At 63.3% G+C, this 17,483-nt stretch carries 17 protein-coding genes; 8 read left to right on the top strand and 9 right to left on the bottom strand.

The features are described from left to right. Positions 1–106 precede the first annotated feature (106 nt). The 3 genes from M3I54_RS17680 to M3I54_RS17670 form a co-directional block, all read right to left on the bottom strand. The gene (locus M3I54_RS17680) at positions 107–1,036 is read right to left on the bottom strand and encodes a LysR family transcriptional regulator (RefSeq protein WP_254338069.1); all 930 of its coding nucleotides are present in this window, start codon (positions 1,034–1,036) and stop codon (positions 107–109) included. A 12-nt stretch (positions 1,037–1,048) separates the two neighbouring features. Further along, positions 1,049–2,485: an FAD-binding oxidoreductase gene (locus tag M3I54_RS17675; protein ID WP_254338067.1), complete on the bottom strand. Its 1,437-nt coding sequence runs from the start codon at positions 2,483–2,485 to the stop codon at positions 1,049–1,051. Between the two features lie 65 nt (positions 2,486–2,550). Continuing rightward, positions 2,551–2,895, bottom strand: a complete 345-nt coding sequence (locus M3I54_RS17670; protein ID WP_254338065.1) for a cupin domain-containing protein — start codon at positions 2,893–2,895, stop codon at positions 2,551–2,553. 166 nt (positions 2,896–3,061) lie between these two features. Between M3I54_RS17670 and M3I54_RS17665 the strand changes: the two genes are divergently transcribed. The 6 genes from M3I54_RS17665 (at position 3,062) to M3I54_RS17640 (ending at position 8,462) form a co-directional block, all read left to right on the top strand. Continuing rightward, positions 3,062–3,892, top strand: a complete 831-nt coding sequence (locus M3I54_RS17665) for a helix-turn-helix transcriptional regulator (RefSeq protein WP_254338063.1) — start codon at positions 3,062–3,064, stop codon at positions 3,890–3,892. A 151-nt stretch (positions 3,893–4,043) separates the two neighbouring features. Further along, positions 4,044–4,994 carry an agmatinase gene (gene speB, locus M3I54_RS17660; protein ID WP_254338061.1) on the top strand — a complete coding sequence of 317 codons (951 nt, stop codon included), beginning with the start codon at positions 4,044–4,046 and terminating at the stop codon, positions 4,992–4,994. Between the two features lie 18 nt (positions 4,995–5,012). Next, positions 5,013–6,497 (top strand): aldehyde dehydrogenase family protein, encoded by a 1,485-nt coding sequence (locus M3I54_RS17655; RefSeq protein ID WP_254338059.1) that lies wholly within the window; start codon positions 5,013–5,015, stop codon positions 6,495–6,497. Between the two features lie 160 nt (positions 6,498–6,657). After that, positions 6,658–7,056: a DUF2946 domain-containing protein gene (locus M3I54_RS17650; protein ID WP_309249619.1), complete on the top strand. Its 399-nt coding sequence runs from the start codon at positions 6,658–6,660 to the stop codon at positions 7,054–7,056. Positions 7,057–7,189: 133 nt separating this feature from the next. After that, a complete protein-coding gene (locus M3I54_RS17645; RefSeq protein ID WP_254338193.1) occupies positions 7,190–8,071 on the top strand; it encodes a hypothetical protein in 882 nt (293 codons plus the stop codon). Between the two features lie 28 nt (positions 8,072–8,099). After that, positions 8,100–8,462, top strand: coding sequence for a copper resistance protein CopC (locus tag M3I54_RS17640; RefSeq protein ID WP_254338055.1), 363 nt, complete (start codon positions 8,100–8,102; stop codon positions 8,460–8,462). A gap of 95 nt (positions 8,463–8,557) precedes the next feature. On the opposite strand, the gene M3I54_RS17635 is transcribed toward M3I54_RS17640, so the two are convergent. The 4 genes from M3I54_RS17635 to M3I54_RS17620 form a co-directional block, all read right to left on the bottom strand. Continuing rightward, positions 8,558–8,809 carry a hypothetical protein gene (locus M3I54_RS17635; RefSeq protein ID WP_254338053.1) on the bottom strand — a complete coding sequence of 84 codons (252 nt, stop codon included), beginning with the start codon at positions 8,807–8,809 and terminating at the stop codon, positions 8,558–8,560. Positions 8,810–9,208: 399 nt separating this feature from the next. Then, complete coding sequence (locus M3I54_RS17630) at positions 9,209–10,399, bottom strand: porin (RefSeq protein WP_254338051.1); 1,191 nt, start codon at positions 10,397–10,399, stop codon at positions 9,209–9,211. Between the two features lie 120 nt (positions 10,400–10,519). After that, entirely contained in the window at positions 10,520–11,314 is a 795-nt protein-coding gene (locus M3I54_RS17625) for an ABC transporter substrate-binding protein (protein WP_254338049.1), read from the bottom strand. Between the two features lie 68 nt (positions 11,315–11,382). Then, complete coding sequence (locus M3I54_RS17620) at positions 11,383–12,504, bottom strand: M20 aminoacylase family protein (protein ID WP_375542161.1); 1,122 nt, start codon at positions 12,502–12,504, stop codon at positions 11,383–11,385. Positions 12,505–12,684: 180 nt separating this feature from the next. On the opposite strand from M3I54_RS17620, the gene M3I54_RS17615 reads away from it, so the two are divergent. Then, on the top strand, positions 12,685–13,638 hold the full coding sequence (locus tag M3I54_RS17615; RefSeq protein ID WP_254338045.1) for a LysR substrate-binding domain-containing protein: 954 nt from the start codon (positions 12,685–12,687) through the stop codon (positions 13,636–13,638). A 39-nt stretch (positions 13,639–13,677) separates the two neighbouring features. On the opposite strand, the gene M3I54_RS17610 is transcribed toward M3I54_RS17615, so the two are convergent. Together M3I54_RS17610 and M3I54_RS17605 are read right to left on the bottom strand one after the other, a co-directional pair. Further along, positions 13,678–14,148 carry a ribonuclease gene (locus tag M3I54_RS17610; RefSeq protein WP_254338043.1) on the bottom strand — a complete coding sequence of 157 codons (471 nt, stop codon included), beginning with the start codon at positions 14,146–14,148 and terminating at the stop codon, positions 13,678–13,680. A gap of 555 nt (positions 14,149–14,703) precedes the next feature. Then, positions 14,704–15,816 (bottom strand): alkene reductase, encoded by a 1,113-nt coding sequence (locus tag M3I54_RS17605; RefSeq protein WP_254338041.1) that lies wholly within the window; start codon positions 15,814–15,816, stop codon positions 14,704–14,706. 366 nt (positions 15,817–16,182) lie between these two features. On the opposite strand from M3I54_RS17605, the gene M3I54_RS17600 reads away from it, so the two are divergent. Then, complete coding sequence (locus tag M3I54_RS17600; protein ID WP_254338039.1) at positions 16,183–17,475, top strand: D-amino acid dehydrogenase; 1,293 nt, start codon at positions 16,183–16,185, stop codon at positions 17,473–17,475. Positions 17,476–17,483: the final 8 nt, after the last annotated feature.

Raw genomic sequence — 17,483 nt, 5'->3', positions numbered from 1 at the left:
ACTATCAACATCTCTCGCCCACTTTAATCGATCGCAGCGGGCTAATTATTCTGCATTCCATACGTTTACATCATGCGCAGCCAATGTATGGCGCACAGCGCTTGCTTCATTCAACCAGCGATTCGGGCACAGCCGCATGCTGCCCATAGACGCCCAGCAGATCGTCGCAGAACGCGCGAACGATGGGCTTTTCCGCAGCGCTGCGCTTGACGGCCAGATGCATCGGCACGTCGAAGCCGAACGTCGTGCGTCCGAGCACCCGGATCAGGCCACGCTGCTCGAACGGCTCGGCGTGATGCGCGGGCAGATAACCGATATGGCTGCCCGACAGGATCAGGACCGTGGCGGCGTCGATGCTGTCGGCAATCGCCGTCACCTGCCGGTCGCCGATGCCTGCAAGCTCCTCCGGTATCGGATAGCTGCGCCAGACCCAGTCGTGCTCGCGCAGGTCATCCACGTTGACGTGCGGCGCACTATGGAAAAGCGCATGCCCGCGCCCGCAGCACAGCACCTGACGCTCGCTGAAAAGCTCGGTGTAGTCGAGGCCAGCCACGCGATGCCAGAAGTAACCGATCGCAATGTCGAACTGGTTATTGACGAGGCTTTCCTCGAGTTCCTGCGGCGCCGCGACCTTCATCGTGAAGCGCACGGCCTGATCGCGTTTGCGAAATGCGCCTATCGCTTCCGCGAGCCGCGCGTTCTCGACATGCGAAGCCTGGCCTATCAGGCCGATGCCGAGCGTGCCGACGAGTTTTCGGTCGATGTCGCGCACCCGCGCGACGAACTCGGTGGTGGCCGCAACGAGCGCGCGCGCCGAGGGCACGAAGCGTTCGCCCTTCGACGTGAGACGAAAGCCGCCGCGTCCGCGCTCGCAGAGCTTGAAGCCCACGCGCGCCTCGAGCGCCGAGAGCTGCGTGCTGATGGTGGACTGCCGCACGCCTAGCGTCGCTTCGGCCGCGGTGATGCCGCGCGCGTCCACCACGGCGAGAAACACGCGGATGAGCCGCAGGTCGAGATCGGAGGTATTCGAGAACATGCCGCTAATCCCTCACATCGGAAAGCCCATCGCCTTGATACCCTTGATCCACGCGCGCTTCCAGCCGCCTTCGGCGTCGGCGCCGTCGAACGCATGGAACGTGACCTTGGCGGCCAGCCAGCGCACCGGCTCCGGCGGGATATAAGTCGGGCTCTGGTTGGCGATATCGAGCGCGCGCTCGGGGCTGTTGCGGTCGAACAGGATATTCAGGCCCATGAACGCGCCGAAGCGGCTCGCCGCCACGCCAAAGCCAGTGTAACCCGCCACGAAAACGGCCTTGTCGTTCAGATAGCGCTTCGCGAACACGGAGCCGCGCGAGCAGTAGTCGATCGGGCCGCCCCACGCATGCGAGAAGCGCACGTCGGCAAGCTGCGGAAAGGTGCGGTAAAACGCCTGCGCGAGCCGATAGTAGGTCTCCGCCTTCTGGTCCTGCGGGGGATTCGGATCGCCGTCGAAGTGATAGCTCACGAGTCCGCCGAAGATGATGTTGTTGTTCTTCGTGAGGCGGAAGTAATTGAGCTGCGTACGCGTGTCGTAAATGCCCTGGCGATTCTTCCAGCCGATACGCGCGAGCTGTTCTTCGGTGAGCGGTTCGGTGGCGAGCACGTGGTCGCGCACCTGCAGCACGCGCCGGTTGATATCAGGAATGCCGACCTTTGCCGTACCGCTGCCGAACACCACGCGCGGCGCGCGCACGCTGCCTTCGGGCGTCTTCACGTAGACAGTCTGGCCTTCGTCGATGACATCGATGAGCGGCGTGTGCTCATAGAGCTTCACGCCGAGCGAAAGCGCCGCGCGCTTGAGGCCCCACGCGAGCTTGGCCGGATGCACGATGCCGCTGCGATTGCGCGACCACAGCGCGCCGGCGAACAACGGCGAATCCAGTTGCTCGCGCGTCGCTTCGCCATCGAGCAGAACGACATCGTGCCCGTAGCGTTTGTGAAGCTCGTAATCGCCATGCAAATGCGCGATATGCTCGGGATCGACCGCCACGGTCATTTCGCCGTTCCATTCGATGTCGGCGTCGATGTTGTAGCGCTTGAGCGTTTCCTCGAAGCCGTCGAGATTGTGATGGCCGAATTCTTCGAGCTGCGCAATATCGCTGGGGAATACCCGTATGGCATTGGGCAATCCATGCATCACCGAAGTCGAGATGATGCCGCCCGCGCGGCCAGACGCGCCGTGCGCGACTTTGGCCGCCTCGATCAGCACGACGTTCAGATGCGGCATCTGCTCCTTGGCCTGCACGGCGGCCCAGAGCCCCGTGAAGCCGCCGCCGACGATCAGCAGGTCGGCCTCCACGTTGGCGGTGAGCCTGGGTTCGGTCGGCGGCTCGGCGGGGTTGTCGAGCCAGTACGGAAAGAACCGCGTGCGCGAAAGCGCCTCTTGCACGCCGAGCGTGACGCCCGGGCGCGATTGAACTTCAACTTCTGCAGGGGTACTCATCATTGGCTTCACTGCACGGAACGGGAGAAACAAAGCCGCCTCCCGTGGGAGGCAGCTCGCCATGGTCCTTACGCCTGTTCGAGCACGACGTAGAACTTCTTCGCGTCCTCGAGGGTTTCCCAGCGGCCTGCAAAGCCAGCGGGCAGGAGATAGCCCTGGCCCGCCGTGAATTCCTTGCGAGCGCCGTTCGCGTCGGTCAGTGCGATCTTGCCTTCCACGAGCCATACCGCTTCGTCGGCGGTCGTGGCCGGGAAGTCCACCGCGCCGGTCTTGCCCTCCCACCAGCCGATCACGTAGTGATTGTTCTTGCCGACAGTGGCGCGCCAGTCGCTCTCGTCCATGCCGTATTCCAGCTTCGTGAATTCGCCGATGCCAGCGCCCAGCGGCACGATGTCCTGAATCAGTTTGCTCATTTGCGTCACTTCCGGTTGATTGAGTGACGCCAAAGTTACCGACTGGCGCGGCCGCGGTATGCCCCCCCTCAGGGGGGGCAAGCGGTGTTTTGCTGGCTGATCTGGGCTTTTTTGGCGGCCAATAGCCTTCGGCTATAATGAATCAGCCATCACGAATGGGCGCGCCATGCTGCTCAACGTCCCCCCGCTCAACCGCGATCAACCGAACTTCCCGCTCTCGTTCAAGACCCTCGGCAACGTGATCGAGGCCGTCGGCACGCCCGATTTCGTGCCGCGTCTCACGCTGCTGCTCAACGAGGTCGTGCCCGTCAATGTCGTGCATATCGAGCGCTCGCGCGCGGACAGCACGATGCCCACGGGCTTTCGCTGCGAATGGATCGGCAGTGGCGGAGTCGGAATGGATTCGGGTGCGATCTCGGACGTGATGACCCTGTATTACGACCGCTTCTACGAAAGCGATCCGCTTTTCGCGGGCATTCGCGGCAAGCTCGGCACGATGCTGGTGGTGCGCGATATCGGCGCGATACCGCCGGGCGAATTCCGCCAGCGGCTCTTCGACGAAGCGCGCATTGCACACGAATGCGTGCTCGCACGCGGCACGCGCCACGCGCAGGACTCCATCGCGCTCGAACGCGGGCTGCGCGAACCGCCGTTTACGCTCGTGGAAATGAACCGTTTTCGCAACGTGAGCGAGTTTCTGTTTCCGCTGCTCGAACTGCACGCCTCCACGAGCGCGGCGCGGCGCATTGCCCATGCCGCTCCGTTCATGCATCCGCTCGCGCAGTTCGACGCGCGCATTGCGGCAGACAGCGTGCGCCTTTCCAAACGCGAATACGAAACCTGTGCGCACCTCATCACGGGCAAGACCGTGCCCGAAGCCGCGCAGATCCTGGGCGTGCAGGTGGCCACCGCCGAGTCGTACGTGAAGCGCGCCTTCGCGAAACTGGGCGTGCGCACCAAGCGCGAGCTGATCGCCTGGGGCCACGCCGCGGTTTAGCCAGGCCGTTTAACCGCGGCATTCAACCGATTAAGGGCTTGCATACATCGACTTCCATCGATGTAAACATCTCAACTTCAATATTTGGCCGCGCGGGATCTCCCCTACCATCGCCCGATCGATTTGACTCTAACGATCGGAGACACACCAGATGGAGCGCCAATTCAACCAGCCGCAGGGCGGCAACGAGATGCCGCGGTTCGGCGGCATCGCCACCATGATGCGCCTGCCGCAGGCCGAGACCACCGAGGGCCTCGACGTCTGCTTCGTGGGCGTGCCGCTCGATATCGGCACCTCGAACCGCTCCGGCACGCGCTTCGGGCCGCGCCAGATCCGCACGGAATCGGTGCTGCTGCGACCGTACAACATGGCCACGCGCGCTGCGCCGTTCGATTCGCTGCAGGTGGCCGATATCGGTGACGTCGCAACGAACCCGTACGACCTGAAGGATTCGATTCGTTTGATCGAAGCCGCCTACGACCGCATCGTCGGGACGGGCTGCCGGCCGATCACGCTCGGCGGCGACCACACGATCGCATGGCCGATCCTGCGCGCGCTGCACAAGAAATACGGCAAGGTCGCCGTCGTTCACATCGACGCTCACGCCGACGTGAACGACACCATGTTCGGCGAAAAGATCGCGCACGGCACGCCGTTTCGCCGCGCAGTCGAAGATGGCCTCCTGCAATGCGACAAGGTCACGCAAATCGGCCTGCGCGGCACCGGCTATCACGCAGAAGATTTCGACTGGTGCCGCAAGCAGGGTTTCACCGTCGTGCAAGCCGAGGCCTGCTGGAACCGTTCGCTCGCGCCGCTCATGGAAGAGGTGCGCGCACGCGTGGGCGACACGCCCGTGTATCTGAGCTTCGATATCGATGGACTCGATCCCGCCTTCGCGCCGGGCACCGGTACGCCCGAGGTAGGCGGGCTCACCGTGCAACAGGGCCTCGAGATCGTCCGCGGCATGAAGGGGCTCAACGTGGTGGGCGCCGATCTCGTCGAAGTCTCGCCGCCGTACGACCAGGCCGGCACGACCGCGCTCGTGGGCGCGAATCTCGCCTTCGAAATGCTTTGCATCATGCCCGGCGTGGCTTACCGCTAGGGCGCAAGGAGAACCATCATGGTTAAGAATACCGAACGTCCGATCGACGGCGAGGCCTTGGTGCTGCCCGCCGCAACGATTGCGGGCGCAACCTTTTGCGCCGCGGACAGCGAAGTGTGCTCGCGCATCTGCAATGCGGCCACGGGCGAAACGATCGGCTGGCAGGAGCACGCCACGCCCGAGATGGTCGATCGCGCCGTGCACGCCGCGCACGATGCGCTCATCGCATGGCGGCACACGACGCCCGCCGCGCGCGGCAGGCTGCTGCGCAAAATCGCCGAATTGCTGGAAGCCGACCGCGCACGCCTCTCTACGATGCAGATGCAGGTGAGCGGCAAGCCGCCATTCGAAGCGGACCTCGACGTGAGCGACGCCATCGCGACGTTCAACTACTACGCGGGCCTGTGCGAAGACGCGTCGGTGTTCGCCGCCGAACCGGTCGCGGTGCCGGACGATGCGCTGCTGGCCGAACGCTTGCACGAACCGGTTGGCGTCGCGGCGCTGATCGTGCCGTGGAATTTCCCGATGGTCACGACGGCGTGGAAACTCGCACCCGCGTTGGCCGCGGGCTGCACGGTCGTCATCAAGCCTTCGGAACTCACGTCGCCCACCGAGCACATGCTCGCCGGGATCGTGAGTGAAGCGGGCGTGCCCGATGGGGTCGTCAACGTGGTCAACGGCGGCGGCGAAGTCGGCGCATGGCTGACGACGCATCCGCTCGTCGACAAGATCTCGTTCACCGGGAGCACGGCGTCGGGCCGCAAGGTCATGCAGGCCGCCGCGCAGGACATGAAGCGCCTCACGCTCGAACTGGGCGGCAAGTCCGCGCTGATCGTGCGCGAAGACGCCGACGTGGTGCAGGCCGTCTCGCTCGCGGTGGGCGGCGCGTTTTCCAACGCCGGGCAGATGTGCTCGGCCACCGCGCGCATACTCGTGCACGACAATGTGTATCGCAAGTTCATGGCCGCATTCGAGACAGCGGCGCGAGCTGTCGTGGTCGCGCCTCCTCGCGGTGCGGACGCAGCGATGGGACCGCTCATCAGCGCAGCGCAACACGCGCGCGTGGCAGCGCTCGTGGCTCAAGGCGTCGAAGCGGGTGCGCAGATCGCGTTCGCGGGCCAGCTCGATCCCGCATGTGCCGATGGTTTCTTCATGGCGCCAGTCGTCATTGCGGAACCCACGGCGGACAACGTGCTGTGGACCGACGAAATCTTCGGGCCAGTCGCGTGCGTGAAATCATTCCGTTCGGATGACGAAGCAATCGCCCTTGCCAACGATACGCGTTATGGACTTGTCGCCACGGTCGTGACGAGCGACGAAAAGGCCGCGCGACGGTACAAGGCGCAGCTTCGCGCCGGGCTCGTGTGGGTCAACACCCCGCAACTGATCTTTCCGCAAGTGTGCTGGGGCGGCTTCGGCCTGAGCGGCATTGGCCGCGAGCTGGGGGTCGCGGGCTTGCGCAGCTACCAGGAATTGCGTCATACGGTCGGCCTGCGCGCCTGATCGCTTCATGCCGGGTTCATGCGGGCTCGATCGCGGCCTTGCACGCGACGTGCGCGGCCGCGACGCTTTGACGGGCGGCGCCGCCGTAGGCGGCGTGGCGGGGGTTGCGGCTCGCGTGGCATAATCCCCGCAATATTTCCGCCACTTTCCGCTCCACGCCGTGCGCCGATTCCATCTCAGGCTGGGCAGTCTCCTGGGGACGCTTGCGCTCCTCATGGCGACGCTCGCGCCCGTGGTTTCGCACCTGCTGGCCGCCCAGGCCATGCGGGGGGCGCCAGGCACGGTCGAACGCGCGCCCTGCGGCATGCCTTCGATGGAGCGCCACGTTCACGGCGCGAGCGGCACAGTGGGCTCGCACGCAACGAACGCAGCGTCTGGCGACATGCAGGACTGCGGTTATTGCAGCTTCTTCGCGCACCTGCCCGTCGTGTCCGGCGTACCCGTGGCACTGTTTGTGGTCGGCCAGCTCGTGCAGGCGCGCATCGCGGCGCAGTTCGAAAGCGTTCGCCTCGTCGCGCCCGCGAGCCACATCCACGCACGCGCCCCTCCCCTGTCCTGACTGGATCGACCCTGCCAATCCCGGACGGTACGCCCAGCGTGTCGCCGGGCCTGCACGCGCGCCACCGTGGTTCGCGCGCGTGCCTCGCTCCTCGACAGGCCAACTCATGTCTGACCAATCGCCGTCCCGCCGCATGGGGCTGGGCGTACCTGCACACCTTCGCTCGCTGACTCGACTCGTCGGCTGCGCGCTGCTGCTCGGACCGTGCGCGGCCCATGCTCACGCCATCGCGGGCGACCGCGTTTTCCCCTCCACGCTCTCCGTCGACGACCCCGGCGTAGGCGACGAAGCCAACCTCGAATTCGGGCACCAGCGCGTGCCGGGCGACGCCGGCGACCAAAGCATCAACACCTTCAGCTTCGAGTACGACAAGCTCATCACGCCGCGGCTCGCCTTCTCCGTGGACGGCAGCTACGTCATGCAGAACAACCCCACCGCGCGCGGCTTCGACAACTTCGGCGTGGGGCTCAAGTACCTGCTCTACGTGAACGACGCGCATGAATTCATGACGTCGGTCGGCGTGAACGCCGAACTCGGCGGCACAGGCAGCCGCGCGATCGCCGCCAACTTCTCGACGATCTCGCCCACGGTCTTCGCCGGCAAGGGCATGGGCGATCTGCCCGACTCGCTCGCATGGCTGCGGCCCATCGCCATCACGGGCGAAGCGGGACCGTCGTTCACGACCGGCGGCGGCCAGCCGAACTCGTTCGACTATGGCTTCACGTTCCAGTACAGCCTGCCCTACCTGCAACAGCACGTACACGACCTCGGCTTGCCGCAGCCGTTTTCCAGCCTCATCCCGCTGGTCGAAGTGCCCCTCTCGCGCAGCCAGGGACAAACGACCGGGACCGTCAACCCCGGCTTCATCTGGATGAACCGTTACGGCCAGCTCGGCATCGAAGCGCAGATCCCGATCAACCGGGCAAGCGGCTCGCATGTCGGCATCCTCGCGCAAGTGCACATCTTCTTCGACGATGTCGCGCCGAGCACGATCGGCAAGCCGCTCTTCCAGTGACCCCGCATATTCACACAGGACTATCGCCATGAAACTCGCTACCTTGCGCGCGGCTGTCGCCTCGATCGCGCTGCTCGCCGCACACCTCGCGTGGGCGCACGCTTATCCGCAGCATCAGGAACCGCCCGCTGGATCGACCGCGCCGGCCACGCTCAACGCGGTCGTGATCGACTTCGACGATGCGCTCGAGCCCGCGTTCAGTTCCATCAACGTGACGGACGCGCAGGGCAAATCGGTCATTCGCGAGAAGGCCAAGGTCGATGCGGGCAACAGCAAGCGCATGTCGGTTGCGCTGAACGCGTTGACGCCTGGAAAGTATTCGGTGGTGTGGGTCGCGGTTGCCGCCGACGGGCACCGCACGACCGGACATTACTCGTTCGACGTGAAGTGAACGTGCAACGATGAAATGCGGCCATGCTGCGAGTTCGTACGCTCTCGTACGATCGCGCAGCGTGGCTCGTTCGTGATTTTTGGCGGGGCGCCGACTTACTGCGGCGCGGTCGCAGTAAAGGCTTCGGGCGAACCGTTCAAGGCGTCGTACAGCTCCCCAACGGGCAAGTCGCCGATTTCATTATGGATGTAGGCGGTAAACGTGCGATCGTAGAGCGCGCGCCCGGCGTCGGTTTCCATCGTCATGTCGAAGCCGTTGAGAACCAGGCCGGCGATTTCGTCGGCTTCGAGCAGGATGTGTTCAGCTTTCTTTCGTTCCATGGTAGTGCTCCAGTACAGCAGGATCATGCAATTTTAAGCGGAATGGAGCAGAAATGCTGGCGAAAAAAACGGGGGCGATTCGGTTTCGTTTCCGCAATGCGGTATGCGCCGATGCATCGAAATGATTAGTTATCCGATTAATCTCCGAAGCGCCCGCACAATGACGGTTTGGACGACTCGGGCGCTGGCGCAGCCAGGATCTTGCAAAAAAAATCGAATGGTGGGCCGGCGGTGACGCATGGCGGGGCGTGCGGGAAAACGCTAATGCCCCGCCTGCCTCCAGCCATCAGGCTGCAAAAAGTGCCATCGAATCTCCCTTTTGTATAGGGACGCGCTGTCCGTGAGTTTCGGCGACGTGACCCCGCCTGTCGCAAATGTGCCGGGCGGCGCTCCGATCGTGCAGAGCGCCGCGTGCAGGCTACGAAGTCAGAAGCTATGACGAATTGCGGCACGCACCACGACCTGGCGGGAAGTCGACGAGAGATCCTGCGCGCCGGGCACATAAGCCTGGTCGAGCGACGAGCCGGTCTTGTCGCCCGCTACGAGCTGGAATGCGCTCTGCAGATACACGTCAGTGCGTTTCGAGAGGTTGTAGTCGACCATCACGCCCACGGAGTGGATCGAAGGCTTCACGCTGCCTGTCGTCGCGTCGTAGTGTTCGAGCGTGTAGACGTAGTCCGCGCCGACGTAGAAGGCCGGCGTAAACTGATACTTGCCGTTCACCTCGAAGTTCTGATACCTGAGCGACGTCACCCGGCCACCGGCGAGCGGCCCCGTCACCGGCTGGATCGTCTCGTCGCCGGTGAGATACCCAACGTTCGCCACAGGCTGGCCGATGTACGTATTCGTGTACGCGAAGCCGACTGTTGCCGACCCAGCCGTGTAGCTCACGCCTGCACCGAAAATCTGCAGACGCGACGAAGCGAAATTACCGTCCGCGCCGTTCATGCTGCTCGCGCCCGCAATCGCGCCGCCCGAGGTCAGCGCGGGGTTGCTGGCGTTCAGGTAGGCCGCGGCGATGAGCCAGCCGCCCACCGTGTATTGCGCCCCCACGCTCACCGCGCGGTTGTTCGCGAAGTTCGTGTCGTTGCTGAAACTGTATGTGCCGCCGAACGAGAAGCCGCCGAACGTCGGACTCGCGTATTTGATCGTGTTGTTCAGGCGAAAGGTGTTGTCGGTATTGTCGTTGTCGTAGGGGTGCGAAAACAGGTAGCCGCCCCAGTTGCCGTTCGCCGTCGTCTGCGCGAGATAGTCCACCACGGAGTCGTACTGACGCCCGAGCGTGAGCGTGCCGTAGCGTTCATTGGCGAGACCCACATACGCCTGGCGTCCGAAGGCGCGGCCTCCTTCTGCCAGCGCCCCGTTGCTCGCGTTGAAGCCACTTTCGATCTGAAAGACCGCACTGTTGCCGCCGCCCAGGTCTTCGGTGCCCTTCAGTCCCCAGCGGCTGCCTTGCGCATAGCCGCTCGTCATTTCGTAGACGGCGTGACCGCCCACGTTGTTCGTATAGTCAACGCCCTCGTCGATCAAACCGTACAGGGTCACGCTGCTTTGCGCGAAGGCAGGCGCCGTCGCACCGCACAGCGCCATGACGCAAAAGATCTTCCTCTTCTTCATACGTTTTCCGTTTTTTATCAGGCATGCTAACTATTTGACAAAGACACAGCCCTCTTATCCTTTCTCAGGCGGACCGCATGCCTTGCGCCCGCCTTAGTCAATTGCGCGGCCCGTCGGGCGTTATTTCGAGCCGTAGATATCGAAGTCGAAGTATTTCTTGTTGATACGCGCGTAGGTGCCGTTTGCAAGAATATCGGCGAGCGCGCCGTTGAAGGCTTCGCGCAGTTCGGTTTCCTGCTTGCGCAGGCCGAGGCCATCGCCCTGACCAAAGAATTTCGGATCGTCGATGGCCTGGCCCGCGAACGTGAAGTCCTTGCCTTCAGGGCGCTTCAGAAAGCCGTCGCTTGCGGCGATCGACGCCTGAAACGCGGCGTCCAGGCGGCCCGACGTCAGATCGGCATAGACCTGGTCCTGGTTTTGATAGGGGACAATCTCCACACCCGCGGGCTGCCACTTCGCGCGCGCGTAATCTTCCTGACTCGTGCCCTGCTCCACGCCCACGCGCTTGCCCTTGAGCGAGGCCGCATCGGGCAAGAGCGGCGAGCCGCGGCGTACAACGAGCCGCGCGGGCGCATTCGAAATCTTGTTCGTGAAGGCGATCTGCTCCGCGCGCTTGGGCGTGATCGTCATCGACGAAGAGATGACGTCGAACTTGCGCGCGATCAGGCCTGGAATCATGCCGTCGAAGCTCGTTTCCACCCATACGCAATGCGCGTTCAGTTGCGCGCACAATGCATTGGCAATGTCCACGCCGAAGCCCGTGAGCTTGCCGTCCGGCGTTTTGTATTCGAGCGGCGGGTAGGTGGGATCGACCGCGAGCCGGATCTGCCGGCCCTTCAGGTCCACCGCATGCGCCTGTCCCGCCGTTGCCGCCGCAGCGAGCGCCAGCGAAAGCGCCATCGTCCATTTCTTCATTTGCTCGTCTCCTTCGTGTCGTTTCGGTTGTTCAAGTTGCTTCGGTGCTTTCTGTGACTTCTGTGGTGCTATTTCAGAATGTGCTCTGCGAGCTTGACCCAGTAGCTTGCGCCAATGGCGAGGCTCGCGTCGTTGAAGTCGTAGCCGGGGTTGTGCAGCGAGCAGTGCTGCTCGCCGTCACCATTGCCGATCGAGAGGTAGCTGCCGGGGCGGCGCTCCAGCATGTACGCGAAGTCCTCGCTCGCCATGAGCGGGCGCAGGCCGTCGATCAGCATCTCCGGGCCGCCCCATTCGAGCGCGACGCGGCGCGCCACCTCGGTCTCGTCGCTGTGATTGACGAGCACCGGGTAGTCATGGCGATAGTCGATCTCCACGCGTGCGCCGTAACTCGCGGCCTGCCCCTGCGCCACCTCGCGGATGCGACGCTCCAGCAGCTCGCGCACCTGCGCCGAAAGCGCGCGCACGCTCAGGTGCAGATCGGCGTGCGGCGCAATGACGTTCGAGGCGCTCCCCGCATGCAGCGCGCCGACGCTGACGACGGCCTGATCATGCGGCGCCACGTTGCGCGCCACCACGCTTTGCAGCGCCATGACGATCGAGGCGCCGACCACGACGGGGTCGATCGTCTGCTGCGGCGCGGCCGCATGCCCGCCGCGGCCGATCACGCGGATCGTCACCTCGTCCGCGGAGGCCATGAAGGCGCCGCTGTGAAAGCCGATTCGCCCCGCCGGAAAACCGGGCACGTTATGCATCGCGAACACGGCGTCGCAGGGAAAGCGCTCGAAGAGGCCGTCCTCGATCATCTTGCGCGCGCCGCCCAAGCCTTCTTCGGCCGGTTGAAAAATCAGGTGCAGCGTGCCGCGCCAGTGTGCGGTTTGGGCGAGGCATCGGGCGGCTGCCAGCAGCATCGCCGTGTGGCCGTCATGGCCGCAGGCATGCATCACGCCTTCGTTGCTGCTGGCGTAGGGAAGGCCCGTCGCCTCGCGTATGGGGAGCGCGTCCATGTCGGCGCGCAGCCCGAGACTCAACCCGCTGCCGCGCTGCAGCGTGGCGACCACGCCCGTGCCGCCCACGCCGCGCGTCACGCTATAGCCCCACGCTTCGAGCTTTTCGGCGACAAGCGCGCTCGTCACATGTTCTTCGAAGCCCAGTTCGGGCTGCGCATGCAACTGGTGGCGCAACGCGATCATGTCGGCTTCGATTGCCGCCACCTCGGGCAAAACCCACTGTCTGCTCAATTTGCCTCCTCAGTCCATTCGTGCATCGTGGAGCGAATCGTATGCAGCGCAAATTCCGGGGAACAGCCAACGTTTTGTTATGATGACAACCTAACGTTGTCACCCCATCGCCTCTCGCCGCCCGACCCCGGCATGAAACTGCACCAACTCGAAGCGCTTGTTGCCAGCGCGGACGCCGGCAGCATTCGCGGCGCCGCCCGTTCGCTCGGGCTCTCGCAGGCGGCTGTCACGCGCGCGCTGCGCGAACTGGAGGCAAACGAGCGCCTGCCGCTCTTGATCCGCGCGCCCGAAGGCATCACCTTCACCGAGCACGGCAAGGTGCTGCTCACACACGCGCGCATCGTGCTCAATCAACTCGAACACGCGCACAGCGACCTGGAGCGACTGAGGGGCCGCGTGGAAGGCAGTCTCATGGTGGGCGTCACACCGTGGATTACACTGACCTTTCTGGCCGAGGCCGTACGGCTATTTCGCGAGCGTATGCCCGATATCCGTCTGGAACTGGTCGAAGGACTGATGGCCGTTGCCCAGCCGTTGCTGCGCGACGGCAGTATGGATTTCGCCGTCGGCCAGTTGCAGCCCGGCGCAAGTGCGCAGGAGTTCGCCTGTGAGGCTGTGCTCACTTACGAATCGTCGGTGATGGTGCGAGAAGGACACCGGAAAGTGCGGGCGCGCTCGATCCACGAACTGCTCGACGAAGACTGGGTGTTGAACTTCGCGCCGGACGGCAAGAGCGATCTGGTCGACTATCTGTTCACGCGCCACGGCGCGCAGATCGACGAACGCCGCATTGTGCGCGCGCAGTCGGTAGCAACGCTGCAAACCATGGTGGAGCAAGCCGACATGTGCACGTGGAGCCCAACGATCCTGAGTCACGTGCCGCCGTTCGGAGGCCGCCTGCGCTCACTCCCGTTGCGCGAGGCGTTCGAACCCCGACAACTGAGCATCGTCACGCGCCGCAACAGCACGCTGAGCCGCGCGGCCGTTGCTTTCATCGAATGTTTGCTGCAGGTGATCCGCCGGCACGCGCGCTCGGCGAAGAAAGAAGACCTCGCCTTGTTCAAAACCCTGGAGCTATTGATTTAGCGCCTGAGCGTGCGCTCAGGCTCGACGACGATCTGGCCTTTACTCGGCAATGCGCTTGAAACTGACGTAGTAGTCGTCGGTGTAGTAGCAGTCGCCGGTCTGCTTGCGCGGTCCACCACATACGACCCGGCGCTGCCCACGATCCGTCATGCCCGGGGTGCGAACCGTGTATGTGTGGTAGTAGCCGCGCGGATGCTTCGGCAGTAATTGCGCGGTATTACGGAACAAGACGCCGTCGTCCGCAAAAGGAAAGGGGCCGCCCGCTTTGATCAACCGCAGAGTCTCGGCCGCTTCTCCCGGCAACTGCTTCATGGTGACGGTACCCAGCGCGCCCGCAACCTGCGCGCCTGATGCGGCCGGTGTGCCGCTTGCGCCCTGCGCTGGCTGACCCGGCGCCTGGCTCGCGGATGCGCCCGACGCCTCGGTGACGTTTCGCGAACTCTCCTTGCCGCAACCGCCAAGGATCGCGCTAAAGGCGACGACGCAAGGGAAAACCCACGCTCTCTTCACGAAACGATTCTCCCCTCGTTGACCAGCACTCGACGAACAGGACAAACGTAAAGGTAGCGCTAATGGCGGAGCGAATCAATGCTCGGCCGGGAACACGCACCCGGTGCACGACACCCCGGCAGACGAACGGCGGCCGCCTACACCCGTTCAGATGTAAGCGGCCTGGACTTGCAATCGCATAATGCCTGGATGACGCGGTACTTCAACTGCGTGTTGCTCCGCACTTCAACTGCGTGGTTCAACTGCGTGATGCCCTGCTCTTCAACTGCATGCTGCCCTGCACTTCAACTACGAGTTGCCCTGCACTCCTCATTGATTCAACAGCGTGCTGCTTCGACATTGACCGATCAACTCTGCCACCTACGACTACTGCTGCTGGACTGCTGTTCTGCAACTGGTACACGGTATGGTCCAACTCGACCGCAGGAGGGGAATCCTGGGATGGAGCCAACGTCTCGCTCCATGAAAGCCAGTGTAGACGTAGACGGGATGAACCAATTGCCCGAAACGAGCCCAATATGGCGCCGAGTTCGCGCAATTGGGAGCGTCCCCTGTTCAGGCTACGGCTTGCGCCTCAAACTTATAGAACGGGTAGTCCGTATAACCGATGTGTGTGCCGCCAAAAAACGTCGGGCGGTCGTACGGGTTGAGCGACAGCTTGCGACGGAGCCGCTCCGGAAGGTCGGGATTCGCAATGAAGTGGCGACCGAATGCGACCAGATCTGCATCGCCGGCCTGCAGGATGGCTTCGGCCTTTTCCCCGTCGAAACCGCCGGCCGAGATGATGGTGCCCGCATAGTGCTTGCGAATCAGCTGAGCCGCAACCGGATTCGGATCGGCACTGTCGTTTTCGACATTGCCGAGAATGCGGGGCTCGATGAGGTGCAGATACGCGAGATTCAGCTTCGCGAGTTCTCGTGCAACATACGTGAACAGGCCGACGGGGTCGCGATCCGACATATCGCCCCAGGACCCGCTCGGCCCAAGGCGCACGGCGACCTTGTCGCTTCCCCACACGGAAATAACAGCACGGGTGGCTTCCATTAACAGGCGGGCGCGGTTTTCGAACGAACCGCCATAGTTGTCCGTCCGCTTGTTGCTGCCGTCCTGCAGGAACTGATCGAACAGATAGCCGTTTGCGGCATGCAGTTCCACGCCGTCGAAGCCTGCCTCGACGCCGCGTGCCGCCGCAGCGCGAAAACTTTCGACGATACCCGCAATTTCATGCGTCTCCAATGCGCGATTCGGCGTATTCGGAACCCAGCCGGCGTCCGTGTATGCGACGCCGCCGTGCGGCACTTCCGAGGGACCAACGGGTCGGCCGCCGTCAGGCTGCAGCTCCGAATTCGACTGGCGCCCAGCGTGGTACAGCTGAAGGAAAATCTTCGCGCCTTTCGCGTGGACGGCATCGGTCACGCGCTTCCAGCCTGCAATCTGACTATCGTCGTACAGACCAGGCGCACCGAGATATCCGTTGCCGTTCGGCGCAGCGATGGTGGCCTCGCCAATCAGGAACCCGCCGGCCGACGCGCGTTGCCCGTAATACTCCGCCATGAGCGGGCCAGGAATCGCACCGCTCTCGGCGCGCATACGGGTGAGCGGTGCAAGAACAACCCGGTGCGAGAACGTGTAAGGGCCGACTTTGACTTCAGAAAAGAGTTTGGACATTATTTGCCTGAAAAAAGATTGGAAAGCGCGTCGTTACTGGTTGTCCGACGTGACAAGGGCGAAGCCGCAGCGCTTGCTTACGTCACGACGACATCGATGGGCTAGAGTGTATATGCACACATCGATTAATTTGTCCCGATTCCTTCCAATACTGTTCTCATCTTTCGCAAACAATTCCTCAGCCTTGAAGCCGGTTTGAAAACATCCGTGCCCCCCCCAACCGACTAGCAATTTCAACCCAAAATAGCCAACTAAACATTATTGAAAACTGCTCGCATGTCGCTAGCATTCATTCATCGACTGCCAAACCGAATACCGGCAGCGTTTATCGAGTATTTGCGGCCTCCTGGCTGGGAGACGACGGGTATGCGAGTTCTGGTATTGGGTAGCGGGGTCGTCGGCGTGACGAGCGCGTTCTATCTGGCGCGCGCGGGCCATGAAGTCACCGTCATCGACCGCGAGCAAGGTCCCGCGCTTGAGACGAGCTTCGCGAACGCCGGGCAAATTTCTCCGGGATACGCAGCGCCGTGGGCGGCACCGGGCGTCCCGCTCAAGGCCGTTAAGTGGATGTTCCAGAAGCATGCCCCGCTCGCCATCCGCCCAGATGACGCGGACAAGCAGTTCCAGCTCCAGTGGATGTGGCAGATGCTGCAGAACTGCACCGCGGAGCGCTACGCCATCAACAAGAACCGTATGGTGCGACTCGCGGAATACAGCCGCGATTGCCTGAAGGCGCTGCGCGCTGAAACGGGTATCCAGTACGAAGGACGAACCGGCGGGACGCTACAGGTTTTCCGAACGCAGCAGCAGTTTGACGGCGCGGCAAAGGACATCGCCGTCCTGAAAGAGGCGAACGTTCCATACGAGTTGCTAACTGCAAGCGAACTCTCGCGGGCTGAACCGGCCCTTGCTGCCACCTCGCATAAATTAACCGGCGGTCTTCGCTTGCCTGGCGATGAGACAGGTGACTGCCAACTGTTCACGACCCGGCTTGCCGCTCTCGCCGTGGAGGCAGGCGTCACGTTCCGCTACAACACGACAGTCGATGCCCTCGTTGTCGAAGGCGGCAAAGTCGTTGGCGTACGTCACGGAACCAGGCTTATCCATGCCGACGCGTTCGTTGTCGCGTTTGGCTCCTATTCGACGAACTTCCTGTCTGCCCTCGTCAAGATTCCGGTCTACCCGCTCAAGGGGTATTCCATCACGGCTCCTATCGTGGACGAGTCACGCGCGCCGGTCTCGACGGTCCTCGACGAGACCTACAAAATCGCCATCACGCGTTTCGATAAACGAATTCGCGTGGGCGGCATGGCCGAAATTGTCGGGTTTGACAAGCGCCTGCGCGAAGCTCGGCGCGAGACACTCGAAATGTGCGTGAACGACCTGTTCCCGGGCGGCGGCGACACATCGAAGGCTACGTTCTGGACCGGGCTGCGACCGATGACTCCGGACGGCACGCCCATTGTCGGCCGCACCGCCGTACCCAACCTTTTCCTGAACACGGGCCATGGCACGCTTGGCTGGACCATGTCCTGCGGTTCGGCGCAGCTTCTCGCCGACCTGATTTCAGGCAGAAAACCCGCTATCCAGCATGACGACCTGAACGTGTTCCGCTACGCCAGGGAGCCGGAGGCCCCGGCGGATTTCGCACTGGACTAGTCAGTACT

The sequence above is a fragment of the Paraburkholderia sp. CNPSo 3274 genome (genome assembly GCF_024206475.1).
Classification (GTDB): Bacteria; Pseudomonadota; Gammaproteobacteria; order Burkholderiales; family Burkholderiaceae; genus Paraburkholderia.
This window is presented reverse-complemented; position numbering and strand designations above follow the sequence as displayed.